Raw genomic sequence first — 26,721 nt, 5'->3', positions numbered from 1 at the left:
CCGCCGCTTGCGCTGCGGGTCGCCAAAGGCAGCATAAGCGGAAGCAGCGCCTTCCCTCACCCCGACCAACCAAAGCCGACTAAAAACGAAAACCGCCCGGATCGCTCCGGGCGGTTTTTCAATTCGCGTGCCACCACGTGGCGGCTTCCGCTGCGGATTATTCCGCAGCCGGAGCCTTTTCGGCCATGTCCTGCAGCATCGGCGTGGCAACGGCTGCGCCGCTGCCCTTGCGGCGCTCTTCGAGGATCATCTCGTCGCGCGACGTGGCGATGCGACGGATCTGGGTCATGGTGCCGCCGGTGCCGGCCGGGATAAGGCGGCCGACAATGACGTTTTCCTTCAGACCCTGCAGGCCGTCGGTCTTGCCGGCGATTGCCGCTTCCGTCAGCACCTTGGTCGTTTCCTGGAAAGACGCGGCCGAGATGAAGGACGGGGTCTGCAGCGACGCCTTGGTGATGCCGAGAAGAACCGGATCGCCGTAGGCAGGCTTCTTGCCCTGCTCGATCAGATGATCGTTGACGTCTTCGAGCTCGATCCGGTCGACATTGTCGCCGACGATATAGGTCGAGTCGCCTGCATCGGTGATTTCCACCTTCTGCAGCATCTGACGGACAATCACCTCGATGTGCTTGTCGTTGATGACAACGCCCTGCAGGCGGTAGACTTCCTGGATCTCGTTGACGAGGTAGGAGGCCAGAGCCTCCACGCCCTTGATCGCCAGGATGTCGTGCGGAGCCGGGTTACCGTCGAGGATGTAGTCACCCTTTTCGATATAGTCGCCTTCCTGAAGGTGGAAGGGTTTGCCCTTCGGGATCAGGTATTCGACAGGCTCGACACCGTCTTCCGCCGGTTCGATGATAACGCGACGCTTGTTCTTGTAGTCGCGGCCGAGGCGGATCGTACCATCGATCTCTGCGATGATGGCGTGGTCCTTCGGACGGCGGGCTTCGAAGAGCTCGGCAACACGTGGCAGACCGCCGGTGATGTCCTTGGTCTTGGCGCTTTCAAGCGGCGAACGCGCGAGGACGTCACCCTGAGAGACCTTGGTGCCCGAATCGACCGACAAGATGGCGTCGACCGAGAGGAAGAAGCGGGCGTCACCACCACGCGACAGCTTCATGATGTTGCCGCTGGCGTCCTTGATGACGATCGCCGGCTTGAGGTCCGAACCGCGCGGGGTCGAACGCCAGTCGATGACCTGACGCTTGGTGATGCCGGTCGACTCGTCGGTGGCTTCCAGAACGGAGAGACCGTCGACCAGGTCTTCGAACTGAACGGTACCAGCCACTTCGGTCATCATCGGACGGGTGTAAGGGTCCCACTCTGCCAGACGCTGGCCGCGCTTGACCTTGTCACCTTCGTCGACATGCAGTTTCGAACCGTAAGCCACACGCTGCGAAGACCGCTCGACGCCACGCTCGTCCAGGATCTGGACGGTCATGTTGCGGCCCATGGCAACGAGGTTGCCATCGGAGTTGCGCAGGATGTTGCGGTTCTTGATCTGCACCGTACCTTCGTACGAAGCTTCGAGGAACGACTGGTCGACCACGGTTGCCGTACCACCAAGGTGGAAGGTACGCATGGTGAGCTGGGTGCCCGGTTCACCGATCGACTGAGCAGCGATGACGCCGACGGCTTCGCCCATGTTGACAGGCGTACCACGCGCGAGGTCGCGGCCGTAGCAGACTGCGCAGACGCCGGTCTGGATCTCGCAGGTCAGCGCCGAGCGGATGCGGATCGACTGGATACCGGCCTTCTCGATTTCGACGACATCGGGCTCGAGGATCATCCTGCCGGCATCGACGATGCGCTCACCCGTGATCGGATGATCGATGTCATCAAGCGCCGTGCGGCCGAGGATGCGGACGCCGATCGAAGCAACCACCTGGCCGGCATCGACGATGGCGGTCATGGTGAGGCCCGTCTGCGTTCCGCAATCGACGTGCGTGACGATGCAATCCTGCGCGACGTCGACGAGACGACGGGTCAGGTAGCCGGAGTTGGCGGTCTTCAGGGCGGTGTCTGCAAGACCCTTGCGGGCGCCGTGGGTCGAGTTGAAGTACTCGTTGACGGTCAGGCCTTCCTTGAAGTTCGAGATGATCGGCGTCTCGATGATTTCACCCGACGGCTTGGCCATGAGGCCGCGCATGCCGCCCAGCTGGCGCATCTGGTTCGGAGAACCGCGGGCACCGGAATGGCTCATCATGTAGATCGAATTCATCGGCTTCTGGCGACCGGTGCTCTCATCGAATTCGACCGCCTTAATGCGGGCCATCATCTCTTCGGCGACCTTTTCGGTGGCCTTGCCCCAGGCGTCGACAACCTTGTTGTACTTTTCGCCCTGCGTGATCAGGCCGTCATTGTACTGCTGCTCGTATTCCTTCACCAGGCTTTCGGTGTCGGCAACGATCTTGGCCTTGGCATCCGGAATGACCATGTCGTCCTTGCCGAACGAAATGCCGGCGCGGCAGGCATGGGAAAAGCCGAGCTGCATGATGCGGTCGCAGAAGATGACCGTGTCCTTCTGGCCGCAGTGGCGGTAGACCGTGTCGATCATCTTGGAGATGTTCTTCTTGGTCATTTCCTGGTTGCAGATGTCGAAGAGCACCTTGCCGTTCTTCGGCAGAAGTTCGCCGATGAGCAGTCGGCCAGGCGTCGTCTCATAGATCTTCGAGTAGGGCTTGCCATCCTCGTCGATCGACTTGAACCGGCCGCGGATCTTGGTGTGCAGCGTCACGACCTTGGTTTCGAGGGCGTGATGCAGTTCGCCGAGATCGGAGAAGGCCATGCCTTCGCCAGGCTCGTTCTGGTTCAGGATCGACAGGTAGTAGAGGCCGAGAACCATGTCCTGCGAGGGAACGATGATCGGCGCGCCGTTGGCCGGATGCAGGATGTTGTTGGTCGACATCATCAGCACGCGGGCTTCGAGCTGGGCTTCGAGCGACAGCGGCACGTGAACGGCCATCTGGTCACCGTCGAAGTCGGCGTTGAAGGCCGTGCAGACGAGCGGATGCAGCTGGATCGCCTTGCCTTCGACCAGGGTAGGTTCGAAAGCCTGGATGCCCAAGCGGTGCAGCGTCGGTGCGCGGTTCAGCAAAACCGGATGCTCGCGGATGACCTCGTCGAGGATATCCCAGACTTCCGGCTTTTCCTTTTCGACCAGCTTCTTGGCCTGCTTGACGGTCGAGGAGTAACCCTTGGCATCGAGGCGGGCATAGATGAACGGCTTGAAGAGTTCGAGCGCCATCTTCTTCGGCAGGCCGCACTGGTGCAGCTTCAGTTCCGGACCGGTGACGATGACCGAACGGCCGGAATAGTCGACGCGCTTGCCGAGCAGGTTCTGGCGGAAGCGGCCCTGCTTGCCCTTCAGCATGTCGGAGAGCGACTTCAGCGGACGCTTGTTGGCGCCGGTGATGACGCGGCCGCGACGGCCGTTGTCGAACAGCGCGTCAACCGATTCCTGCAGCATACGCTTTTCGTTGCGGATGATGATGCCAGGCGCACGAAGCTCGATCAGGCGCTTCAGACGGTTGTTGCGGTTGATGACGCGGCGGTAGAGGTCGTTCAGATCCGAGGTGGCGAAACGGCCACCGTCGAGCGGAACCAGCGGACGCAGATCCGGCGGAATGACCGGAACGACCTTCATGATCATCCATTCCGGACGGTTGCCCGATTCCATGAAGTTCTCGACGATCTTCAGGCGCTTCATCAGCTTCTTCTGCTTGAGATCCGACGTGGTCTCGGCAAGCTCAGCGCGCAGATCGCCAGCGATCTTTTCGAGGTTCATCGAGGCCAGCATCTCGTAGATCGCCTCAGCGCCGATCATCGCGGTGAACTGGTCTTCGCCGTATTCGTCAACGGCAAGCATGTACTCTTCTTCCGAGAGGAGCTGGTGCTCCTTGAGGGCAGTCAGGCCCGGCTCGGTGACGATGTAGTTTTCGAAATAGAGGACACGCTCGACATCCTTCAGCGTCATGTCGAGCAGCGTCGAAATGCGTGATGGCAGCGACTTCAGGAACCAGATGTGGGCAACGGGAGCGGCGAGCTCGATATGGCCCATGCGCTCACGGCGAACGCGCGACAGCGTAACTTCGACGCCGCACTTTTCGCAGATGATGCCCTTGTACTTCATGCGCTTGTACTTGCCGCACAGGCATTCGTAGTCCTTGATCGGCCCGAAGATGCGCGCGCAGAAGAGACCGTCGCGTTCCGGCTTGAACGTACGGTAGTTGATGGTTTCCGGCTTCTTGATCTCACCGTAAGACCAGGAGAGGATCTTCTCCGGAGATGCGATCGAAATCCGAATCGAATCGAAATTCTGTGCAGGCACCTGCGGATTGAAAAGATTCATGACCTCTTGGTTCATGCCTGTCTCCTTCATGGGCTGAGAGCCCTCAAAATGCGATGGTCGGCGGCAATTTCCCGGGAGCCGCCTCCCTCGCTTAAACGAGAATAACCGCAAGATGCGGCGAAACTTCCCTTCCGGGCCGACACGGATACGGCGCCCGGTGGGACCGGCGTGCGCCGCGTTGGCAGCGCACGCCCTATCAGGTGCTTACTCGGCCGCATCGGGCAGCTGGGCTGCCTGCGCCTCATCAAGCTTGGTGTTTTCGAGCTCGACACTAAGGCCCAGCGAACGCATTTCCTTGACGAGAACGTTGAAGCTTTCCGGAATACCGGCTTCGAACGTGTCGTCTCCGCGGACGATGGCTTCGTAGACCTTGGTGCGGCCGGCGACGTCGTCCGACTTCACCGTCAGCATTTCCTGCAGCGTGTAGGCCGCGCCATAGGCTTCGAGTGCCCAGACTTCCATTTCGCCGAAGCGCTGACCGCCGAACTGCGCCTTGCCGCCCAGCGGCTGCTGGGTAACGAGCGAGTATGGACCGATCGAGCGGGCATGGATCTTGTCGTCGACCAAGTGGTTGAGCTTCAGCATGTAGATGTAGCCCACGGTCACCTGGCGGTCGAACTGCTCACCGGTACGGCCGTCATAAAGCGTCGACTGGCCGCTGTCCTTGAGACCTGCCAGACGCAGCATGTCGTTGACGTCGGCTTCGTTCGCACCGTCGAAAACAGGCGTCGCAATCGAAACGCCGCGCTTCCACTGATCGGCAAGACGCAGAACCGAGTCGTCGTCGAAATCCTGGACCTGTTCGGCCTTCGGACCGTCACCGACGACATCGCCGATGGTCTTGCGCAGCGGCTCGATGTTGCCATTGGCCTTGTATGCGTCGATCAGTTCGCCGATCTGGCGACCCATGCCGGCGCAAGCCCAACCCAGGTGGGTTTCGAGGATCTGGCCGACGTTCATGCGCGAGGGCACGCCGAGCGGGTTCAGAACGACGTCGACATGCGTGCCGTCCTCGAGGAACGGCATGTCTTCGACAGGCACGATGCGCGAGACGACGCCCTTGTTGCCGTGACGGCCAGCCATCTTGTCGCCCGGCTGGATCTTGCGCTTCACGGCGACAAAGACCTTGACCATCTTCATGACGCCAGGAGGCATTTCATCGCCGCGCTGGACCTTTTCGACCTTATCCATGAAGCGCTGTTCAAGGCGCGACTTGGATTCGTCGTACTGGCCGCGGAGTGCTTCGAGCTCGCTCTGGACCTTTTCGTCCTCGACCGCGAACATCCACCACTGCGAGCGGGGATATTCGGAAACGACGGCGTTGGAAAGCTCGGCGCCCTTCTTGAAACCCTTCGGGCCGGCGATGGAAGCCTGGCCGCGCAGCATTTCGATCAGACGGCCGTAGACGTTACGGTCGAGGATCGCCTGCTCGTCGTCGCGGTCCTTTGCAAGACGCTCGATCTCTTCGCGCTCGATCGCCATCGCGCGCTCGTCCTTCTCGACGCCATGGCGGTTGAAGACGCGCACTTCGACGATCGTGCCGTAGGTGCCAGGCGGCATGCGCATGGAGGTATCGCGCACGTCGGAGGCCTTTTCGCCGAAGATGGCGCGCAGAAGCTTTTCTTCCGGCGTCATCGGGCTTTCGCCCTTCGGCGTGATCTTGCCGACCAGGATATCGCCCGGCTGAACTTCAGCGCCGATATAGACGATGCCGGCTTCGTCGAGGTTCTTCAGAGCTTCTTCCGAAACGTTCGGAATATCGCGGGTGATTTCCTCAGGACCAAGCTTGGTGTCGCGCGCCATCACCTCGAATTCCTCGATGTGAATGGAGGTGAACACGTCGTCGGCAACAATGCGCTCGGAGAGCAGGATCGAGTCTTCGTAGTTGTATCCGTTCCAGGGCATGAACGCGACGAGCGCGTTGCGGCCGAGCGCCAGGTCGCCGAGATCGGTCGACGGACCGTCGGCAAGAATGTCGCCGCGGTTGACCTCGTCACCAACGGTGACCAGCGGACGCTGGTTGACGCAGGTGTTCTGGTTCGAACGCTGGAACTTCTGCAGCCGGTAGATATCGACGCCGGACTTGCCGGCTTCGAGGTCTTCCGTGGCGCGGATAACGATACGCGTCGCGTCGACCTGGTCGACCACGCCGCCGCGGCGGGCGCCGATAGCAGCGCCTGAGTCACGGGCAACGACCGGCTCCATGCCGGTACCGACGAACGGAGCTTCGGCACGCAGCAGCGGCACTGCCTGACGCTGCATGTTCGAGCCCATGAGCGCGCGGTTGGCGTCGTCGTTTTCCAGGAACGGGATGAGCGCGGCTGCGACCGAAACCACCTGCTTCGGCGAAACGTCCATCAGGTTCATGCTGTCGCGGGGCGCGAGCATGACTTCGCCGGCATGACGGCAGACGACGAACTCGTCGACGAAGGAACCATCAGGGTTCATTTCAGCGTTGGCCTGGGCGACGTAGTACTTCGCCTCTTCCATGGCGGAGAGGTAGAGCACGTCGCTCGTCACCCTGCCTTCGACGATGCGGCGGTACGGGCTTTCGATGAAGCCGTATTTGTTGACGCGGGCAAAGGTCGCAAGCGAGTTGATCAGACCGATGTTCGGGCCTTCCGGCGTTTCGATCGGGCAAATGCGGCCGTAGTGGGTCGGATGCACGTCGCGGACTTCGAAGCCGGCGCGCTCGCGGGTCAGACCGCCCGGACCAAGGGCCGAAAGACGGCGCTTGTGGGTGATTTCCGAGAGCGGATTGACCTGGTCCATGAACTGCGAGAGCTGCGAGGAACCGAAGAATTCGCGGACGGCGGCAGCAGCCGGCTTGGCGTTGATCAGATCCTGCGGCATCACCGTGTCGATCTCGATCGAGGACATGCGTTCCTTGATCGCGCGCTCCATGCGCAGCAGGCCGAGACGGTACTGGTTTTCCATCAGCTCGCCGACCGAGCGGACGCGGCGGTTGCCAAGGTTGTCGATGTCGTCGATCTCGCCCCTGCCGTCGCGCAATTCGACCAGCATCCTGACCACGGCCAAGATGTCGTCCTTGCGCAGGATGCGGACGGTGTCTTCGACGGTCAGGTCGAGACGCATGTTCATCTTGACGCGGCCGACGGCGGAGAGGTCGTAACGCTCCGCATCGAAGAACAGCGAGTTGAACATGGCTTCGGCCGATTCCATGGTCGGCGGCTCACCCGGACGCATGACGCGGTAGATGTCGAACAGAGCGTCCTGACGGTTCTCGTTCTTGTCGGCGGTCAGCGTGTTGCGGATATAGGCGCCGACATTGATGTGGTCGATGCCGAGAACCGGGATCTCGTCGAAGCCGTTCGCCAGGATGATGCCGAGCGTCTTCTCGTCGATTTCATCGCCGGCTTCGAGGTAGATTTCACCGGTGGAGTAGTTGACGATGTCGCCGGCAAGGTAGTTGCCGTAAAGATCGTCGTCGCCGGCCTTCAGCGCCTTCAGACCCTTATCGGAAAGCTGGCGCAGCAGGCGCGGGGTCAGCTTCTTGCCGGCTTCCACGACGACTTCGCCGGTGTCGGCGTCGACCATCTCGGTGATCGCCTTGGCACCCTTCAGCGTTTCCGGCTTGAAGGGAATGCGCCAGCCTTTGCCGTCGCGTTTGTAGAGCGACTTCGTGTAGAAGGTGTCGAGGATTTCCTCGCCGTCCATGCCAAGCGCCATCAGCAGCGACGTGACCGGAATCTTGCGGCGACGGTCGATACGGGCGTAAACGATATCCTTGGCGTCGAATTCGATATCGAGCCAGGAACCGCGATAGGGGATAACGCGGGCAGCAAAGAGCAGCTTGCCAGAAGAATGGCTCTTGCCCTTGTCGTGGTCGAAGAAGACGCCCGGCGAACGGTGCATCTGGGAAACGATCACGCGCTCGGTGCCGTTGACGATGAACGTGCCGTTATTGGTCATGAGCGGCATGTCGCCCATGTAAACGGACTGTTCCTTGATGTCCTTGATCGACTTCGCGCCCGTATCCTCGTCGATATCGAACACGATGAGGCGCAGCGTCACCTTCAGCGGCGCAGCATAGGTCAGATCGCGCTGACGGCATTCGTCAACGTCGAACTTCGGCGGTTCGAATTCGTAGGACACGAATTCCAGCATGGAGGCGCCGGAGAAATCGGTGATCGGGAAAACCGACTTGAAAACGGCCTGAAGACCCTCGTCGGGCCGGCCGCCTTTCGGCTCTTCAACCATCAAAAACTGGTCGTAGGACGCCTTCTGAACCTCGATGAGGTTCGGCATTTCTGCGACTTCGGGGATCTTACCAAAAAACTTGCGTACGCGCCTACGACCGTTGAACGAAAGGGTCTGAGCCATCGTCGCTCCTTCAAAATCTTGCACCCGGGCCTGCAACGGACGGGAACCGATGGCCAGTCGATCCCGTCAATCAATGAGTAATCCAATCTCGTCCGACACCCGAAAACGCTCAGCTCGGATTGCTGTGCTGCCCTCTGTGCGAGACTATCCTTTTGAAGAACCCATTACCCAAAAGCCGGTTTGACGCGGCTTTTGGGTAATTCGTTCAGAAAAACGGCAAATGGGAGGCAGCAGAGACTGCCTCCCAAAAGCAATTCAAGATTACTTGACGTCGGCCTTGGCGCCAGCATCTTCAAGCTTCTTCTTGATGTCAGCGGCTTCAGCCTTGTTGACGCCTTCCTTGACAGCCTTCGGAGCGCCTTCGACGAGGTCCTTGGCTTCCTTGAGGCCGAGACCGGTGATGGCGCGGACTTCCTTGATGACGTTGATCTTGTTGGCGCCGACATCCGTGAGGATGACGTCGAACTCGGTCTTTTCTTCTTCAACGACAGCAGCAGCAGCACCGCCGCCAGCAGCAGCTACAGCTACCGGAGCAGCAGCGGAAACGCCCCACTTTTCTTCAAGAAGCTTCGACAGTTCTGCGGCTTCCAGAACGGTCAGCGCGGAGAGGTCGTCAACGATCTTTGCGAGATCAGTCATTTTACTAGTTCCTTTTGTTCGGTTCGAACCGGTTGATTATAAACAGCGAAAAACCGCCTTAAGCGGCTTCGTCCTTCTTGGCGTAGGCCGCGAACACGCGGGCAAGCTGGCTTGCCGGTGCTGCAACAACTCCAGCGATGCGGGTAGCCGGTGTCTGGATCATGCCCAGCAGCTTCGCACGCAGCTCATCGAGCGAAGGCAGGGTCGCAAGCGACTTGACTGCATCGGCGTTGAGCGTGGTTGTTCCCATGGAACCACCCAGAACAATGATTTTGTCATTGGTCTTGGCGAAATCCATGACGACCTTCGGAGCGGTGATCGGATCGGTGCTGTATGCAATCAGCGTCTGACCCTTGAAGAGATTGGTAATCCCTTCCGCTTCCGTACCCTGAAGGGCAATTTTGGCCAGGCGGTTCTTCGCGACTTTGACGGTACCGCCAGCTGCACGCATCTTCGAACGAAAATCGTTCATCTGCGCGACTGTGGCACCAGCATAGTGGGCCACGACAACTGAGCCCGAAGCCTTGAAGACTTCACTCAGTTCCGTGACGAATTCGCGTTTTTCCGCTCTTTCCACTGCCTATCTCCAGTTGGCGGGACCGAGAATGGGCCCGCCGGGTTGCCTTTGCCTCCTGGGATCATGCGAGATCCCAAGCGACGCTTGAGGATCCTGTCCCCCCGCGCTCTCGCGCCAATCAAGGCTAAAGAGGCACAAGGCATCCAAGGCTCGAACCGATTTCCTAGAAGCGAACTTCATGCAATTCGGGTCTTACCCGTCTCATGCAGGCAAAGTGATTAAGGGAAAACCACCTGCAATCTCGGACAGGATTCCGGATTTCTCCGGAATATTCCGGCCCCTTTCGAGGCCGGAAATTCAGTCGCCGGACATAAAGCCCGGCAATAATTTACGCAGTCGGGCTTGCGGTGACCGAGCCGACTTCGATCTTGACGCCGGGGCCCATGGTCGAAGAAATCGCCACGCGCTTGACGTAGTTGCCCTTGGCGCCAGCCGGCTTCGCCTTGATGACGGCGTCGGCAAAAGCGCGGATGTTTTCTTCCAGAGCCTTGGCGTCGAAAGAGGCCTTGCCGATGCCGGCATGGACGATGCCAGCCTTCTCGACGCGGAACTCGACAGCGCCGCCCTTGGAAGCCTTGACGGCTCCGGCGACATCCATGGTGACGGTGCCGACCTTCGGGTTCGGCATCATGCCCCGCGGGCCGAGAACCTTACCGAGACGACCGACGAGCGGCATCATGTCGGGGGTGGCGATGCAGCGATCGAATTCGATCTTGCCGCCCTGGACGATTTCGACGAGCTCTTCAGCGCCGACGATATCGGCACCGGCAGCCTTGGCTTCATCAGCCTTGACGCCACGAGCGAAGACGGCAACGCGAACCGTACGGCCGGTGCCGTTCGGCAGGTTGACGACCCCGCGAACCATCTGGTCCGCATGGCGCGGGTCGACGCCGAGATTCATCGAGACTTCGATGGTTTCGTCGAACTTGGCGACAGCCCGTTCCTTGACCATGCCGATGGCCAGGGTCAGAGCGTAGAGCTTGGTGGGATCAACACCTTCGTTGATCTTCTGCGTGCGCTTACCAGCCATGATCTTAACCCACCACTTCCAGGCCCATGGCGCGGGCAGAGCCCTCGATCATCGCCATTGCACCTTCGATATCCGCTGCGTTCAGATCCTTCATCTTGGCTTCTGCGATCGACTTGATCTGAGCCTTGGTGAGGGAGCCGGCCTTGGCGCCCTTGCCGGGCGTCTTGGAACCGGAGGTGATCTTCGCTTCCTTCTTCAGCCAGTAGCTGACCGGAGGCTGCTTCATCGCGAAGGTGAAGGACTTATCCTGGTAATAGGTGATGACGACCGGGATCGGCATACCCTTTTCCATTTCCTGCGTGGCGGCATTGAACGCCTTGCAGAATTCCATAATGTTAATGCCACGCTGACCAAGCGCCGGACCAATCGGCGGGGACGGGTTTGCCGATCCTGCCTTGACCTGAAGCTTGAGCTGGCCTGCAACTTTCTTAGCCATATCTCTCTGCCTTTCATGAACGGCCGGTCGCCCGGCCCGTGATGCCGGATCTCTCCGGCGGCTGCGGTTGCGTGGTGCGGATCATCAGGGTCCGGCTAAGACCCCCTCACCTTCCACGCGGATGCGGACATAGTCCGCAGGAAACAGGCCGCAAGGCCAGCTTCCAATCTCTTGCAATCAGACCTTCTCGACCTGAGCGTATTCGAGTTCCACCGGCGTTGCGCGGCCGAAGATCGACACCTCAACCTTCAGGCGCGAACGCTCTTCGTCGACGTCCTGAACCGTGCCGTTGAACGAAGCGAACGGGCCGTCGGAAACGCGAACCTGCTCGCCGATCTCGAAGGTAATCGAGGCCTTCGGCCGCTCGACACCTTCCTGGACCTGACCGAGAATGCGCTCGGCTTCATAATCCGGAATCGGAACTGGCTTATTGTCGGAGCCGAGGAAACCTGTAACCTTCGGCGTATTCTTGATCAGGTGATAGGCTTCATCGGTCAGATTGGCACGAACCATGACGTAGCCTGGGAAAAACTTGCGCTCGCTGTCGACCTTGCGGCCGCGACGTACTTCCACCACCTTCTCGGTCGGCACGAGGATCTTCTCGAACAGGTGCTCAAGCCCCTTCTGGCGAGCCTTGTTCTCGATGTCCTCAGCGACCTTCTTTTCAAAATTGGAATATGCATGGACGATGTACCAACGTGCCGCCATTTTCATCTCCACCCGTATCAGTTGCCGGTATTCAGCACGAAGCTCAGAACCCAGCCGATCAGCTGGTCAGCGGCAAAGAAAAAAAGCGCGGCGAAAACTACCATCACAAGCACCATAACCGTCGAGATCATCGTCTCGCGGCGCGACGGCCATGTAACTTTGGACGTCTCGGAGCGAACCTGCTGCAGAAACGCAAACGGATTGGATTTGGATGCCATCGACTGCCCACGCAATTACGGCGCGTAAAGCTGAAACCATCAGCCCCACGCACCGCGTGTCTGTTGAACCCTAAATAAACACCGATTTCCGAATACACAAGAGGGAAACCGAAGTTTAACGAAATTAGTTACCGCCAATCAATCCCCGGCCGGAATGCCGCGAGCATGTCCGCGCTGTCCCGCTTCGAGGAAAATGGCAGGGGCAGTAAGGCTCGAACTTACGACCTGCGGTTTTGGAGACCGCCGCTCTACCAACTGAGCTATACCCCTTCATGCCGATCATTCAGCGTCTGGACCAAAGTCCGCAAATCGCTGCTGAAAAGCATGGCGCTCCCTTTAGGACGACGACAGCAGATTGGCAAGCACGATTTTCGATTTTCAAAGCCATTCTGCGCATATGCGAGCGATCGGCTCTTTCATCGCACCACCAATATCCGTTTAGACCGTCACATATTTCCGCCAATCGTGCTCTTCGTTAAAACCCAGCACCTCGCGGATCTTGCGATTGGAGAGCAGGCCTTCATATTCGCCGATTTCGCGGGTGAAGGGCACGTTCGGGTAGAATCGCTTCGCAAGCTCCTTCGACGGCGTGTTGGCCGAGACGGTGTCGTTGGCCGCGTTGAAGACCTGATAGCCGAGACCGTCCTTTTCGATGCAGAGATGGCAGATCTGCCCGAGATCGCGGGCGTCGATATAGCTCCAGGCAATGCGCTTGCGCATTTCGGGATTGGCGAAATAGGTGGGGAACCGCTCATATTCGTGCGGCTCGATGACGTTGCCTATACGCAGCGCATAGATGTCGAAGCCTGAACGTTCGGCAAAGGCGCGGGCCGTCTTCTCGTTGACCACCTTGGAGAGCCCGTAGGAATCCATCGGATTGACGTCGTAGTCTTCCTCCAGCGGGAACTGGTGGAAATCACGATGGCCTTCGGCGAAGCAGACGCCGTAGGTCGTCTCGCTCGATGCGACGATAACCTTCCTGATGCCGAGCTTCACCGCCGCCTCGATGACATTGTAAGTGCCCATCGTGTTGATGCGGAAAGTCTCATTGTCGGGCTTGATCAGGATGCGCGGGATGGCGGCGAAGTGCACGACGGCATCGAAAGGCTGCACGCCCCTGCCCGCGTCCATATCAGGAAAATCGCGGTGCATCGACAGAGCGTTGAAGACCTGACCGCTATCGGTGATGTCGGCAATGAGGTTGGTGACGCCGGGACTGTCCAGCGGCACGAGATCGAGGTTGTGAACCTCGTAACCGGCATTGATGAGCCACGGCACGGTATGGCGACCTGCCTTGCCCGAACCGCCCGTGAACAGAATCCGCTTCTTCATGGAATATCCTCCGCATCATGAAATCGGAGGCATAGATAGACGCTTCCGCGCGAAGAGCAAGCGAGCGTCCTGCAAGGGTTCACCCCCGCGTCGCCAGGAGCGCCCTCTTAGGGGCACCTGGCCGATCATTTCCAATCACCGCAGCAGCCTGCGGTGAACTGCTAAATCGTCACTTGACGACACTTACCTCGCCGAGCTGCACTCCGGCTGCCTGAACAACCTCTTGCGGAATTGCAGCGATGAAAAACATCGTGAAAACATACATCGCGAATATCGTCGCAACGAACGTGGCCTTTGGAATCATCCGGGCTCTCCTCTTTGCATGAAGGAGTCTGGACTAAAATGAACCAATCACAACTGGTTTCTGAATGTGAGATGAACAAAATACTGTGACGGACGAACTTAACGATATTTTTACAACACGTGTTAATCCCCCTAATAGCATCAAAACGAAAAACCCCGCCGTTTCCAGCGGGGTTTTTCCTGAATTTCGGGTAATCCCAGGATTACTCGACGATGCTTGCAACGATACCGGCGCCGACGGTGCGGCCACCTTCGCGGATCGCGAAGCGCAGCTTTTCTTCCATCGCGATCGGAACGATCAGCTCGACCGATACCGTGACGTTGTCGCCCGGCATGACCATCTCCGTGCCTTCCGGCAGCGATACGATGCCCGTCACGTCGGTCGTGCGGAAGTAGAACTGCGGACGATAGTTGGTGAAGAACGGCGTATGACGGCCACCCTCTTCCTTCGTCAGGATGTAGGCTTCAGCCATGAACTTCTTGTGCGGCTTGACAGAGCCCGGCTTGCACAGAATCTGGCCACGCTCAACGCCGTCACGGGTGACGCCGCGGATCAGCGCGCCGATGTTGTCGCCAGCCTGGCCCTGGTCGAGCAGCTTGCGGAACATTTCAACGCCGGTCACCGTCGTCTTCGTCGTCGGGCGGATGCCGACGATCTCGACTTCTTCGCCAACCTTGACGATGCCACGCTCGACGCGGCCGGTCACAACCGTACCGCGGCCCGAGATCGAGAACACGTCTTCGATCGGCAGCAGGAACGGCAGGTTGATCGGACGCTCAGGCGTCGGGATGTAGGCGTCGACAGCGGCCATCAGTTCGCGGATCGAATCCTCGCCGATCTTCTTGTCCGAATCTTCAAGGGCGGCCAGCGCCGAACCCTTGACGATCGGGATGTCATCGCCCGGGAAGTCGTAGGACGACAGCAGTTCGCGAACTTCGAGCTCGACCAGTTCGAGAAGCTCGGCGTCGTCAACCTGGTCGACCTTGTTCAGGAACACCACGATGGCCGGAACGCCGACCTGACGGGCCAGCAGGATGTGTTCGCGCGTCTGCGGCATCGGGCCGTCAGCGGCCGAGCACACCAGGATCGCGCCGTCCATCTGGGCAGCACCGGTGATCATGTTCTTGACGTAGTCGGCGTGGCCGGGGCAGTCGACGTGTGCATAGTGGCGGGCCGGCGTCTCATACTCGACGTGTGCCGTCGAAATGGTGATGCCGCGGGCCTTTTCTTCCGGAGCAGCGTCGATCTGGTCGTACGCCTTGTACTCGCCGAAGTACTTCGTGATCGCTGCCGTCAGAGACGTCTTGCCGTGGTCAACGTGGCCAATCGTGCCAATGTTGACGTGCGGCTTGTTGCGCTCAAACTTACTCTTTCCCATTTGAATGCTTCCTGTGAACGAGATGGTGGGCCCCGGCGAACCGGTTTAGTGCCGCCGTTTAAGGCTTTCGGCGAAATTGCGCAAGACTTAATTGCAGGCGCCATTCTTGGTGTGACAGCGCATATGGGGGACAATTCGCCGCCTGCAAGGCGATTCGCTGGAGCACCGTCGAAAATTACTGAAATCCTTGGAGAAAATCGCGTCGACTGCCGGAGATGAGCAACCGCGCCGGCGTCTTCTGAAACATCTGCGTGCCGAATTATCGCGGCGGCGTCGGTCACGTGAATTGGGCTTGGAAAAACTGGAGCGGGTAGCGGGAATCGAACCCGCGTATTCAGCTTGGAAGGCTGCTGCTCTACCATTGAGCTATACCCGCGGGGTGGTCCGATCCGATGACGAATGGTGGAGAGAGTTGGATTTGAACCAACGTAGGCTGAGCCAACGGATTTACAGTCCGTCCCCTTTAACCACTCGGGCATCTCTCCAGTTATTCGTCCGGATCTTGAAGACCAAGTTTGTCAGACTTCGAAGCGTTGCGGCCCGTCGTCTGCGCCGCGTATATGACCGGAGCATTTCCGTCTGTCAACACGATGACAACGGAAAAAACACGAAAAATTTCATTCCTTGCCGAAAGCCGGCCGATGAAAGAAAGCCTATGCGGCAGCCAGCGCCATGGCTATAAAGCCGCATGAGCAAAGATAAAAAATCCGGCGGCACGGCCGCGACAGACCCATCGGCCAAGGATACGCATTACGCCACGCTGCGGCGCGCGCACCGTGACGCCAAGCGCGAACGCGGAGAGATTCCCACGCCTCAGCCACAGAAGCGCAAGCGCGGCGGCGAAGACTGGAAGCCGCCGGCGCTAGCGCCCGACCAGGTGCATCTCTACGGCCTGCATACGGTGCGCGCCGCCCTCGACAATCCCGAGCGCAAGAAGATCAAGCTTTTCGTGACGCAGAACGCGCTGGCGCGGCTCGAAGTCGACGTCGAAACACTCGGCATTCCATTCGAAATGGTCTCGCCGCAGGACATCGACAAGGTGCTCGGCCCAGAGGCGATTCATCAGGGCGTCATGCTGGAAACACGGCCGCTGCCGGTCCGCCGGCTCGAAGCGCTGAAAGACAGCCCTCTCCTGCTCGTTCTCGACCAGGTGACCGATCCGCACAATGTCGGCGCCGTCATGCGCTCAGCCGTCGCCTTCAATGCCGGCGCCGTTATCACCACACAGAGACATAGCCCGACCGAATCCGGCGTGCTCGCCAAGTCCGCCTCCGGCGCGCTGGAACTGATACCTTATATACAGGTTACCAATCTCGCCGATGCACTCGGTGAATTGCACAAGCTCGGTTTCTCCACCATCGGCCTCGATTCGGAAGGGCCGGCGCCGCTCGAAGGCACGTTCTCGGGCGGGAAGGTTGCGCTGGTGCTCGGCTCCGAGGGCAAGGGGCTGCGACAGAAGACGCGCGAAACCGTCAACGCGCTTGCCCGCCTCGACATGCCCGGCGCGATCAAATCGCTGAACGTCTCGAATGCCGCGGCAATCGCGCTTTATGCGGCGCGGCTTTACCTGAAGGCATAGGCTGGTCCGCAAGCGGGCCGAGGCGAAGAGAAATTACCATGATCCGTATCATCCCCCGCCTTGCGGCTGCAGCAGCGGCGCTGCTTGTCTGCGGTCTCGCATATGGGCAGGAGATCGATCCCGATATTCTCAAAGCGCAGGCCGGAACCTATCTCGTTGCCCCGGAAGACGGTGGAGCCGGATGCCGGATGACGCTCGAAACCGGCACAGCCATCGGCGGTTATGGGCTGTCTGGACAGGATTCCTGCGCCAAGCCGCTGCCTTCGCTTGCCGAGTCCTATGCCTGGAATTTCGACGGCAATGGCGGCATCATCCTGATCGATCCGCTGCGTAAGGTGCTGGCCCGTTTCGTCGAGAACGAAGGGTCGCCGATGAAGACGGAAGATCGGGTGCCGCTTTTGCTGATCGCCGCACCCGACGGCGTCGATCGATTACCGACCTTCAACAGCCTTGCCGGGATTTGGACGATGCAAAGGCCGGACGGCGAAAAGCTCTGCGGCGTGACACTCGACGGCCACGTCAATGCTGACGGCAACGCGCCGCTGTCACTATCCGGAGACTGCGCCGCCAATGTCGCCAGGCTGAAACTGACAGTCTGGCATATCGAGGGTTTCGGGCTGACGCTGATGGGCGATGACGGCTCATCGCTTGGCTTCGACATGCGCGCCGACGGCAATTTCGACAAATCGAAGGACGAAGGCGGCAAGCCGCTATCGCTCGTCCGTCATTGATTTGAAAGTTGACGGTGTATCCCGTCAACCCACTCGGCTGGGTCAGCTCGGTATCCGGCAGGCAGTCGGTCCGTCCATAGGGCTGCGGACCGCTTCGCCCGCCGCGTAAGTCAGTTCGACGGGATAGACGATCACGCTCGGCAGTTTCTCGATTTCCCTCGCATGCTCGGGGGTGCGTTTGATTTCCGCCTTGTAGGCAGCTGTGCAATCCGGCAGTTGCTGCGGCGACAGACCCGTGTCGGCGGCGATCGTCTTGGCGCAGGCAGTGCCCTCCAGATAGAGCGAACAGGAGGCCGTGTAGACGCGACGGAAATCGAGGGCCAGCTCCCCCTTCCCGCTCCTTATCGCAGAAAAATCGTCGCCCTCGAGGGAATCGTCGAGCAGCCGCTCGCCCGCCGCCGCATCGTAGACGACAAAGGGCAACCCGCCGTTCCATCCGTCCGCCGCACGGAAAAACACGAAACCGCCGCTGACGCCGATGAGATAGCCGGCGGTATCATCCTCGATCACCCGCTCGCGCTCGCCGGTGCGTTCACAGGGGGCATCGGAGGCAAGCAGCGCCAGCTTTTCGGCTCCGACCTCACCGAGACCGACCTCCTTGACCATGAATGCGGGATAGCGGCTGCAGGTGATCTTCGGTTTCGCATCAGGATTGAGCTCATCCTTCGGCAACACGACAACATCCAGCTTTATCGGCTTGTCGAAAAGGCCCGCATTTTCGGACGCTCCGGCCCATGAGACGAATGCCGCGACAATGACCGATGCTGTAACCATCCGCTTCATGATGCCCGTCCCCAACTGTTTCAGGCATCCGTGGCACAGTTTAACCCGGTGCGACAGCTGGAAAAACCGATGCCGGCGATACCGCGCAAGGCTCGACCGAAGCCGGAGAAATTCAATTTTGCCTTGGAAAGACCTCCTGGGGCACTATGATCGGCCGATGACCGATCGTAACGACCGGTCAGAAGCAAGAAGGAACGATCCCCATCATGGCCATTCGACCGCTGATTTTCGGTATCCTCTTCATCGCGGTCTTCGTCGTGATTATCCTCAGCATCATGTGGGTGGACACGTCGCACCCGATCCACCAGCCCGATCCGTTATCGCCAACGGCGCCCGGCCCTGCGACGCCCGGACAGGTGCAATAATGCATATCGCCCGGAAGTGTGCAGCAGTTCCGGGGTAACGACATGCATAAAAACAAAAGGCTAAAGCGCGTCGCATGAATCAAATTCGATGCGGCGCGCTTTAGCCCAGCAGGAACGCGGACGGCGATCAGGCGTTAATCCCGTAATTGAACGAGGATTGAACGCTCATGCGCATAATGATCGCCGTCGTCGCCTTCATGGTCGTCTCAGTGCTCAGCATCGCGATGCTGTCACCTTCCGGCGCCGGCCAGACCGGCAACGGCAACAGGATTGAGGCAAGCGTCAACGAACCCGCCACGCATTGAAAACGGCCCGGATGATCCGGGCCGTTCTGTAACCGCGCATCTCAGGCGCGCAACGGACGCGTCAGCCGCGGTAGAGCCAGAAAGGCATATCACGATCGCGATGGCGCCACTCGCGGCGTTCCTGCCAACGCTCGGCACGCCACCGGCGCCAGCGCCAGTCATCATCGCGCCAGTCGGACCGACGCCAATCACGCTGATCGCGCCAGCCACGGTCGTCACGCTCATCGCGCCAACCGCGGTCGTCACTTTCGTCACGGTTGCGATCATGTCGCCAGCCATCACGAATTTGAACGATATCGCCCTGGACCGACACGGCCGGCCGATCGACGGGCATGGCGGCGGCCGGGGCGACGGACGCCAAAGCCGCACCAACGGACATGGTTGCGGCGAAAAAGAGATGTGCGAGCTTCATGGCTGCTTCTTCCTCATTGATGATGAGGCGAAGATAAGCTGGCGCGGCTGAATTGGCGCTGAAGCAGCCCTTCAGGCAAGGTTCATCAAGGAGTACGTGATACCTGGCAAATCCGCCGGCGCGATCGAGCGAAGCAACGTCGAACCGAGACTATGGTCTGGACGGGCGGTATCGCGTGGAAAAATGGTGCCCCCACCAGGGTTCGAACCCGGGACCCCCTGATTACAAATCAGGGATCAAAGTCAAGTTTTGCTGGGTCTCCGTGAGATCATGTGCCAATCATGCGCTGTCAGGATTCAAATCGGCATATCCAGGATATAAACCGGCGGAAATCGTGTCCATCGTTTTGTGATGCGCTTTGCTTGGAAAGAGATGGCCGTACAAGTCCATGGTCATCGCCAGGGTCGCGTGCCCCGCAAAAGTTTGTACGGTTTTCTCTGAAAGTCCTGATTCAATCCAAAGCGAAATCGCAAAATGCCTCACGTAGTGCCAGCCAAACCGCCGATACAGTTTCCCTTCTGCGGCCATTGCCTTTTTTGCCTCTTCTTGCGCGGGCAGAAAAAGCCTTCGTCGGAAATTGGTTTGCGACTGAAATTTTCCGAGTGAATTTGGAAAAACAAGGTCAAAGTCCTCCCCAAACTGTGTTTCGCACCTCCAGTCGCGAAGGGTTGAAACGAGGGCTCTTGCGAGGGGAATTGTGCGGAGGCCAGCTTTTGATTTCGTGGTATCTCGATTCATCTTTCGATCAACGCGGCTGTCGATATGGACTTCGGCATTATCCAGATCAAGTTTGCTCCAGGTAAGTGCAAACAGTTCGGATATTCGAACCGCAGTTGCTGCCGAGAATATGACCGCCACTTTAAAACCGTTACGGCATGCGGATAGGAGGGCGGCAAACTCTTCTTTGCTAGGTGGGGAAATCTTTTCGCTCCCCTCGCCCCGTTTCCCGGTGACTCTAACACTTCTCGAAACGTTGACGGCTACGAGGTCTTCCGAGACAGCATAACCTAGTACCCGTGTCAGTGTTCCGATAACGCGGCGGGCTCCTTTGACACTTCGTCCACCTGCCCGCATCCGGTCCCTAAATGAACCGACCGAGCGTGCTGTGAGATCAGCCAATTTGATGCCACTAATACCACCGGAAAAGTGGGTTTTTCGTCCGGGTTTAGGACAAATATAGTTCCAAATGCACGACGCTTCGTGATCGAGATAGGCGGGAACGCGCTCCCGTCGTTCGATCTGCTTCGTGAGAACCGTCAAATAGCCTCTGCACGCGTCCTCAACTGTCGTAGTTTGAGCGCTTGCGCGGTATAGGCCGTTTTTAATCTGCCCCTCAACGTCAATACGACGTGCCTCTGCTAGACGCTTTGTCCCGAATTGTTCTCGATGGCGATTACCCTCACTGTCTGTGTAGCTTACCACCCATGCTTGGTGTTTGCCGCCCTTGTTGCGCCAGACTCTCTTTGTGATCGTAGCCATTTGAGCCTCCGTCCCCTACTTCCAACTCCGTCAACCAGCGCGAGAGAGAAGATCGCTTTGCCGCAACTGTCGCTCCAAGCTTAAATGACGGAATGATGTGGTGGGAGGTAAGCCAATATACCTGACGTCTTGAGATGCCCAAAAAAGAAGCAATCGCGAGGGCTCCTAAAAGGAGGTCCTTCTCGTGGGATTGGAGACCATTCAACGGCGTGTCTCGACGTCGTGTTGTAAAGTAAAAGGTCTCCGAATTCCATTGTTTGGCAGAGATTGCGGGCACTCCTGACCTCGAAAATACATGCTAACCTCCGTCGGTTAAGACGACGGAATATAGCCATATCGGCAAATCTGGGTCAACTAACTATATAGCCGGATCGGCTATATTTGGGTCAATCCAATTGGCTATAATTGACCTTCACCATTGACAGGACTCCAGCCCGGTTTACGCGCACGTTTCCGAGCGTAAAGCCCGTGCATGTGCGGCAATGCCAATATCGTTTGCTAACCTGTCGATCAATTATCCCTATGAACGAACGTCCGTCATCTCCGACGATATGGCAGAGGCGGCCGAAGGCTAAGTGAAGTCCGTCCTTCGCGATGTAGCTAAATCTGAGCGCGTCGCCCTTGAAGAAAAAGGGAGCCATGGTGTCATCACCGACTTTGAACCAAAGGCTTGCAACCCCTTCTAAATCAAAAGTGCCAACTATCTGATCATATGACGTTTTCTCTTCGAGCTGCTCCAGTTCAAATGCGCGGATTATTGTGGCGGTTATTGTCACCAATTCCTCCGTCGCGGGGAGTTTGATGATATCAGTTACTCGGGCATTCAAGGCGATTGCAATTCTTTCCATCCAATCCGCAGTTAATTTCATTTTACCGCGCTCCAGCCTTGACACGGTAACCCAGTGCACTCCAAGTCGTGCCGCGAGTTGGGATTGCGTCAAGCCGTTGGCCGCTCTAAGTGCTGCTATTCTGTTTGCTGCGGGCGATGCTGTCATGGACGAGATGATTAGCTCGAAAGATTGTATATTCTGTTGCGGCAAGTCGCACCGCAGCGAATTTTTACATGCTCGGCCAACTGCGTCTATAACGCGGTGGTGGCTCAACCGTATAATCGCATTCGCAATTGTGCTGAAGTTTGTCGGTCAGCGGCTGCAGTTGCGGTAGCGCTGTTCAACGGACCTTAACTCCGGATGGCAGCGGTCCACGCAGCATCCTTCCTACAAGGGGCCGAAAAGCCTTCCGATGCTGCCGTTTCAATTCTTTTAATCCGAAATTCTAATGATCGACACGCAGAGCTTTTCGGCTCTTTCGTTTTCGTGCGCGGAGCTGGCCCGCGCTTTATTAGCAAAGACAAGATACTTCCCTATGATAGCGTTCGGAAAACATAGGCCAGAGCTATGAAAGAGCCTTGTCGGCGACGTTTGCCAGCGCTTCTTGCTGCCGCCGGACAGCGAGCGGTCGAGGTACGCTTGCTCCTAGAAGGTCAGCTCCCATAGCAAGCTCTGGAGTGCTGGTCTTCCGAGTGCTGTTCACAACGGCGGGATTGGAGGCAGGAGCATATTCTTTTGAAAATGATAAACTTGGCCCCCACGAGGGCCTACGCTTCAGGGATCGGATCGTAAACGCCTCTCTCGACTGTAGCCTTCGCTGTTGAACCTTCTGGAAGGATCGCATTGAAAAGGTCACCGCCCTCGTAGGGGCAGCTGTGTCGCGTACACTCCTGAAAATCTACTGTTCATCGCTCGCCGCAGGCTGACCAAAAGGGTCCGGGAAAGTCCATCGAACTCCCGCGCCCCAATTTTCGCCCTCCGGCGTGAGTTCGATATTCAAGCGGGCAAAGGCCTGCTCCAGCTTCTTCAACGTCTCCAGGTTCAATCCGCCGATTAGGCCTGTTTCCAACCGGGTGATGAAGTTCCTGTTCACATCGGACTTTGTTTGGAGATCACGCATCGACAGGTTAGCCATCGCTCGCGCTGCCCTGAACTGGGCTCCCCGAAATCGATCTCTTTGGCCCGGCATGCGCCAGCGTACCCCTGCCCCTTGGGCTCCCCTCGCTGGCAGAAATTCGATACCGTTTTTTTCAAACGCTTTTTGCAGGTCCCCGGCATCTGAGGAAAACAGCTTGTATTTGGCAGCCTCCCATCGGCTGATCTCGCGGCGATCCAGCTTCACCCACGCGGCAACATCCTCTTGATCTTTACCAAGAAGTGCTCGTGCTGCCCGAAATTGGCTGGCCAAAATCTCCATTTGGCGGAAGAGCAGCGCTCACTTGCAAAATGTCAACATATTGGGCTCCTGTCTCTTATTTCGCGCTTTTATCTCTTTTTCTTTGCGTATGTCTCACGAATCGGAGTATTTCCTTGCTCGCCAGGAACCGGCACTCGAATCAAAAGGAGCCCTCGATGAACGACAAATGGTTAGGAAGTCCTCCCTTCGTGATCCTCCCGCGACTTAGGTCGCTTCTCGCCGATCTCGAACAACTTGCCGTGCCCGGCAGCCATCCAACTCCGAACGAGGCGGTCAACATCCGGAACTGTGTTCTCGCGAGTCGCGCCGTTCCCTGCCTGATGGGCGAGATGACCGCGCATCCCACCATCAAAAATGGTCCCGGCATCACAAGCGAGCTGTTTTATCTCGACAGAAAGCAGCGGCTCGGAAGGACGTTGAGCCGTTGGTATCGGTTCGACGACGGCCTGATCTGACACGGGTGGAGACAGCGATGGATACGGCCCTGCGCGACAACCTCGACCAATACATTAGCAAACTTCAGCGGATCGCGATCCAGCTGAACGGATTACGATCCGCCCGCCCCTTCAGGGCTCGTCGTGAAGGTGCGGCACTCGCAATGAAGTCAGCTCGCCTATTCCTGGCCCATTGTGCCATGGTGAGCCTGGTTCGACGAAACATCGAGCTGATCTCGGAGCCATTTTGCGTTGCGCTGGTCATCGTACCGGCTGAATGGCGGCTGTCAGATGTCCAGGAAGCGGCGAAAATCATCTTCAAACATGAGAACCTTCGCTTTTGTCTGCATCCGTCGTCAAAGACCAGGCGTGGCTGGGAGATCGACCCCGCTGAGCATCTCACGTCAGGCCGGGTGATCGTCCTTGTGACCGAGGGATCGACAATCCATGAGGATTTCGAACTCGCGGCCACGGTGCGCGACCGCCTGCGCGTGTGTGACCCCCGCCATCTTCGAGCGCTCGGAAGGTTCCGGGGTTGCGGAGTCCTCTCCGACGATCAAGTTGCGGCAATCGCCGAACAGCCTTCCGAGAGAATGGAAGCAATCTTTCGGATTGGCCAGTCAGCCAACCGGGCAGCGCAAAGACTTCTGAAGGAAAGCAGGCAAAATCCGCGAGCCAGCGAAACCAAACGGTTGGATATCTCAAAAGGCTTCGGTGAAGCTTCCATCTGGGCACTGGAGCTGAAAAAAGACCTCCAGGATTGGCGTGACGGCAAACTAGCCTGGTCCGATGTCGACAAGGGGTGCTTGCTCTACGGCCCGCCAGGTACTGGAAAGACGAGGTTTGCAGCGGCCCTCGCCGCCGAATGCGAGATGCATCTGGAAGCCACCACGATTTCGAAATGGCAGAGCAAGGGGGACGGCGCACTGGGCGATATGCTCAAGGCAATGTACAGGACATTCGCATCGGCCAAGGAAAATGCGCCATGCTTATTATTCCTTGACGAGTTTGACTCGATTGGTGACCGGGCCAAATTCCCGTCGCGACACGCAGACTACAGCACGCAGGTCGTAAACGGGCTGCTTGAGTGCCTCGATGGCATCGAAGGACGTGAGGGCGTGGTCGTTATCGGCGCGTGCAATCACCCCCAACGCATTGACCCTGCCCTCATTAGGAGCGGCCGGTTAGAGAAGCAGGTTTACTTCCCCTTGCCGAATGCGGAAGCGCGGGCTGAAATCTTGGCTTTCCACACGCCGTCGCTGGCCGAACATGCTGCTCTGAAGGAAATCGCGGCCAGACTTCCCGGCAAAAGCGGTGCCGATCTGGAACGGCTGTCGCGGGACGCCCGTCGAGTTGCGCGACGCGAGCGCCGAGCGGTCACGATTGATGACCTTCGAGGGAAGATCGAGCCGCTGCCGGTTATGAACGAGGGCTATCAGCTTCAGATCGCCATCCATGAAGCCGGTCACGCACTCCTCGCCCATGCCCTGCAGGTTGGCAAAGTCGAACGTGTGGAAATCTTTGATAATGTCCAGAACTTCGCGACGGACATAGACGGCCACGGCGTCACCGTAATCGAGTATCCGACGTTACCCTTCAAAACCAAATGGGAAATGATGAACCGGATAGCATTTCTGTTAGCTGGCGCGGCTGCGGAAGACGTCTTTTACAAAGATCGTTCGACGATGGCCTCTGGTTCGGGGCAAAGCGATTTCGCAACAGCGACGGAAATCGCTGTCGAAATGGTCACCAAATGGGGGTTCGGGAAATCACCCTACTTTCTCCCAGGCTCCGTTGATGTCCGCAACCCATCGGAGTTGTGGCGCGATCACCGATTGAGAGCTGAAGTCAGTGAAATCCTTCAGACAGAATACGCCCGGGCGAGAGACTTGCTCAGCGGCCTACAGCACACGCTGGTGATGTTCGCCGCCGAACTGGCCAAGCACAAGCGCCTGCAAGGAGATCAGCTGGAAAAGCTTTGGCCAGGAGTAACAACCCCGGACGAGACGCGGGTAAGGAAATGTTGAGCGGCCTCTCGCCTATGTTTCCTTGGTCCGTGAAAAGTTTGCTCTCGCGCAGGTGCGGACCGTGACGTCCTGAGCGAACCGTACCCGGCGATGCGTCCATGAAATCTGGCTGACTCAGCCAGCTCCCAGACATCCTGAACCAGAAGGACAGCGGCGGCATTCCGGCGCGTCATCCCCCGTTGCCTTCATGAAAGGAACAGCCGAGTGAGAGCTTGGATCATCAGTGACCTTCACTACTCCCCAACGGACGCTCTCATGGGCCTTCCCTTCCGGGTCCCGGATGCTGACATCTGCATCTGCGCGGGTGACATCTCGGAAAACATTTCGATGAGTATCGCTCACCTGCGACGCGATATTGAGCCGCACATGCCCGTCATCTTGGTCCTGGGAAATCACGACTATTATAATGGCAGCATCGATTTTGCGCTGGAAAGAGCACGTCGCGAAATCGAGGGTACCGGTATCCATCTTCTGGAAAACCAAAGCATCGAGATGGCCGGTTGCCGCTTCATCGGCGCGACCCTGTGGACGGACTTTGCGGTTTCGGTCGGAGAAGACGAACATATTCCGCCGGAGGAGCGGCGGGCGATTGCCTTTGGCCTGGTGCCGTCCCTGATGGCGGATTTCTCCTGCATTTATCGATCCGATGCGCGAAGCCCAGGCGAAAACGGCATGGTAACCGTGCACGAAATCCTTAAGCGCCACATCGCGAGCCGATCATTTCTTGACCGCGAACTGGAAAAGCCATTTGCAGGCCGCACGTTCGTCGTGACGCATCACGCACCGCTCATCCAGAGCTTTGACGCCCGATTCTACGGTGATGTCACCAACGCGGCGTTCGGGAGTGATCTGTCTGACCTCATCGCCCGGAGACGGCCATCAGTTTGGATACACGGCCATATTCATCGATTCATGGATTACATGGCCTCCAAAACGCGAGTGATATGTAATCCGCACGGCTATGGTGGTGAGCGGGGGACGTCCGGGTTTCGGCCAGCATTCGTGATTGATCTATAGCTCGGGAGCGTTGGAGATTCAGGAC

At 58.4% G+C, this 26,721-nt stretch carries 24 protein-coding genes and 3 tRNA genes; 8 read left to right on the top strand and 19 right to left on the bottom strand.

The window, feature by feature from the left end:
- Positions 1–157 precede the first annotated feature (157 nt).
- From rpoC to HJB82_RS10460, 14 genes are all read right to left on the bottom strand, one after another.
- On the bottom strand, positions 158–4,366 hold the full coding sequence (gene rpoC, locus HJB82_RS10520; RefSeq protein WP_207583843.1) for a DNA-directed RNA polymerase subunit beta': 4,209 nt from the start codon (positions 4,364–4,366) through the stop codon (positions 158–160).
- A 189-nt stretch (positions 4,367–4,555) separates the two neighbouring features.
- Entirely contained in the window at positions 4,556–8,695 is a 4,140-nt protein-coding gene (gene rpoB, locus HJB82_RS10515; RefSeq protein ID WP_207583842.1) for a DNA-directed RNA polymerase subunit beta, read from the bottom strand.
- A gap of 261 nt (positions 8,696–8,956) precedes the next feature.
- Positions 8,957–9,334 carry a 50S ribosomal protein L7/L12 gene (gene rplL / locus HJB82_RS10510; RefSeq protein ID WP_164009049.1) on the bottom strand — a complete coding sequence of 126 codons (378 nt, stop codon included), beginning with the start codon at positions 9,332–9,334 and terminating at the stop codon, positions 8,957–8,959.
- A gap of 58 nt (positions 9,335–9,392) precedes the next feature.
- On the bottom strand, positions 9,393–9,911 hold the full coding sequence (rplJ, locus tag HJB82_RS10505; protein WP_164009047.1) for a 50S ribosomal protein L10: 519 nt from the start codon (positions 9,909–9,911) through the stop codon (positions 9,393–9,395).
- A gap of 328 nt (positions 9,912–10,239) precedes the next feature.
- Positions 10,240–10,941: a 50S ribosomal protein L1 gene (rplA, locus tag HJB82_RS10500; protein WP_207583841.1), complete on the bottom strand. Its 702-nt coding sequence runs from the start codon at positions 10,939–10,941 to the stop codon at positions 10,240–10,242.
- A gap of 4 nt (positions 10,942–10,945) precedes the next feature.
- On the bottom strand, positions 10,946–11,377 hold the full coding sequence (gene rplK, locus HJB82_RS10495) for a 50S ribosomal protein L11 (protein ID WP_003547518.1): 432 nt from the start codon (positions 11,375–11,377) through the stop codon (positions 10,946–10,948).
- A 177-nt stretch (positions 11,378–11,554) separates the two neighbouring features.
- On the bottom strand, positions 11,555–12,085 hold the full coding sequence (gene nusG, locus HJB82_RS10490; RefSeq protein ID WP_003547516.1) for a transcription termination/antitermination protein NusG: 531 nt from the start codon (positions 12,083–12,085) through the stop codon (positions 11,555–11,557).
- Positions 12,086–12,102: 17 nt separating this feature from the next.
- Positions 12,103–12,303 (bottom strand): preprotein translocase subunit SecE, encoded by a 201-nt coding sequence (secE, locus tag HJB82_RS10485; protein WP_003573826.1) that lies wholly within the window; start codon positions 12,301–12,303, stop codon positions 12,103–12,105.
- A 194-nt stretch (positions 12,304–12,497) separates the two neighbouring features.
- Positions 12,498–12,573: transfer RNA gene (locus HJB82_RS10480), tRNA-Trp, on the bottom strand.
- 168 nt (positions 12,574–12,741) lie between these two features.
- Positions 12,742–13,635 carry an NAD(P)-dependent oxidoreductase gene (locus tag HJB82_RS10475; protein ID WP_221139935.1) on the bottom strand — a complete coding sequence of 298 codons (894 nt, stop codon included), beginning with the start codon at positions 13,633–13,635 and terminating at the stop codon, positions 12,742–12,744.
- 169 nt (positions 13,636–13,804) lie between these two features.
- Entirely contained in the window at positions 13,805–13,939 is a 135-nt protein-coding gene (locus HJB82_RS31570) for a hypothetical protein (RefSeq protein WP_259669787.1), read from the bottom strand.
- A gap of 202 nt (positions 13,940–14,141) precedes the next feature.
- On the bottom strand, positions 14,142–15,317 hold the full coding sequence (gene tuf, locus HJB82_RS10470) for an elongation factor Tu (protein ID WP_207583839.1): 1,176 nt from the start codon (positions 15,315–15,317) through the stop codon (positions 14,142–14,144).
- 302 nt (positions 15,318–15,619) lie between these two features.
- Positions 15,620–15,693, bottom strand: a tRNA-Gly gene (locus tag HJB82_RS10465).
- 24 nt (positions 15,694–15,717) lie between these two features.
- Positions 15,718–15,802: transfer RNA gene (locus HJB82_RS10460), tRNA-Tyr, on the bottom strand.
- Positions 15,803–15,832: 30 nt separating this feature from the next.
- On the opposite strand from HJB82_RS10460, the gene HJB82_RS10455 reads away from it, so the two are divergent.
- The 3 genes from HJB82_RS10455 to HJB82_RS10445 are packed head-to-tail and all read left to right on the top strand — an operon-like array spanning position 15,833 to position 17,627.
- Positions 15,833–16,009, top strand: coding sequence for a hypothetical protein (locus tag HJB82_RS10455; protein ID WP_207583838.1), 177 nt, complete (start codon positions 15,833–15,835; stop codon positions 16,007–16,009).
- Positions 16,006–16,896 (top strand): 23S rRNA (guanosine(2251)-2'-O)-methyltransferase RlmB, encoded by an 891-nt coding sequence (gene rlmB, locus HJB82_RS10450; RefSeq protein WP_221139934.1) that lies wholly within the window; start codon positions 16,006–16,008, stop codon positions 16,894–16,896. The genes HJB82_RS10455 and rlmB overlap by 4 nt, the downstream gene beginning before the upstream one ends.
- A 38-nt stretch (positions 16,897–16,934) precedes the next feature.
- Positions 16,935–17,627, top strand: coding sequence for an AprI/Inh family metalloprotease inhibitor (locus tag HJB82_RS10445; protein ID WP_221139933.1), 693 nt, complete (start codon positions 16,935–16,937; stop codon positions 17,625–17,627).
- Between the two features lie 42 nt (positions 17,628–17,669).
- Here the strand turns inward: HJB82_RS10445 and HJB82_RS10440 are convergent, their stop codons facing one another.
- Entirely contained in the window at positions 17,670–18,410 is a 741-nt protein-coding gene (locus HJB82_RS10440) for a hypothetical protein (protein ID WP_221139932.1), read from the bottom strand.
- A 206-nt stretch (positions 18,411–18,616) separates the two neighbouring features.
- On the opposite strand from HJB82_RS10440, the gene HJB82_RS10435 reads away from it, so the two are divergent.
- Positions 18,617–18,775, top strand: coding sequence for a hypothetical protein (locus HJB82_RS10435; protein WP_207583834.1), 159 nt, complete (start codon positions 18,617–18,619; stop codon positions 18,773–18,775).
- A gap of 167 nt (positions 18,776–18,942) precedes the next feature.
- On the top strand, positions 18,943–19,080 hold the full coding sequence (locus tag HJB82_RS10430) for a hypothetical protein (protein WP_221139931.1): 138 nt from the start codon (positions 18,943–18,945) through the stop codon (positions 19,078–19,080).
- A gap of 61 nt (positions 19,081–19,141) precedes the next feature.
- Here HJB82_RS10430 and HJB82_RS10425 read toward each other — a convergent pair whose 3' ends face one another.
- The 4 genes from HJB82_RS10425 to HJB82_RS10410 all read right to left on the bottom strand — a co-directional run bounded on the left by HJB82_RS10425 (position 19,142) and on the right by HJB82_RS10410 (position 23,218).
- The gene (locus tag HJB82_RS10425) at positions 19,142–19,567 is read right to left on the bottom strand and encodes a hypothetical protein (RefSeq protein WP_221139939.1); all 426 of its coding nucleotides are present in this window, start codon (positions 19,565–19,567) and stop codon (positions 19,142–19,144) included.
- 204 nt (positions 19,568–19,771) lie between these two features.
- Positions 19,772–20,971 (bottom strand): site-specific integrase, encoded by a 1,200-nt coding sequence (locus HJB82_RS10420; RefSeq protein ID WP_221139930.1) that lies wholly within the window; start codon positions 20,969–20,971, stop codon positions 19,772–19,774.
- A 386-nt stretch (positions 20,972–21,357) separates the two neighbouring features.
- Positions 21,358–21,966, bottom strand: coding sequence for a helix-turn-helix domain-containing protein (locus HJB82_RS10415; RefSeq protein ID WP_221139929.1), 609 nt, complete (start codon positions 21,964–21,966; stop codon positions 21,358–21,360).
- A gap of 733 nt (positions 21,967–22,699) precedes the next feature.
- Positions 22,700–23,218, bottom strand: coding sequence for a helix-turn-helix transcriptional regulator (locus HJB82_RS10410; protein WP_221139928.1), 519 nt, complete (start codon positions 23,216–23,218; stop codon positions 22,700–22,702).
- Between the two features lie 155 nt (positions 23,219–23,373).
- Between HJB82_RS10410 and HJB82_RS10405 the strand changes: the two genes are divergently transcribed.
- The 3 genes from HJB82_RS10405 to HJB82_RS10395 all read left to right on the top strand — a co-directional run bounded on the left by HJB82_RS10405 (position 23,374) and on the right by HJB82_RS10395 (position 26,696).
- Complete coding sequence (locus HJB82_RS10405) at positions 23,374–23,673, top strand: hypothetical protein (RefSeq protein WP_221139927.1); 300 nt, start codon at positions 23,374–23,376, stop codon at positions 23,671–23,673.
- A 17-nt stretch (positions 23,674–23,690) separates the two neighbouring features.
- Positions 23,691–25,679, top strand: coding sequence for an AAA family ATPase (locus tag HJB82_RS10400; RefSeq protein WP_221139926.1), 1,989 nt, complete (start codon positions 23,691–23,693; stop codon positions 25,677–25,679).
- A gap of 204 nt (positions 25,680–25,883) precedes the next feature.
- Positions 25,884–26,696, top strand: a complete 813-nt coding sequence (locus tag HJB82_RS10395; RefSeq protein ID WP_221139925.1) for a metallophosphoesterase — start codon at positions 25,884–25,886, stop codon at positions 26,694–26,696.
- Positions 26,697–26,721 lie beyond the last annotated feature (25 nt).

Origin of the sequence: Rhizobium sp. NZLR10 (genome assembly GCF_019685125.1) — a bacterium.
Taxonomy (GTDB): Bacteria; Pseudomonadota; Alphaproteobacteria; order Rhizobiales; family Rhizobiaceae; genus Rhizobium.
The sequence above is the reverse complement of the archived record's forward strand: the minus strand, read 5'-3'. Positions and strand labels throughout refer to the sequence as shown.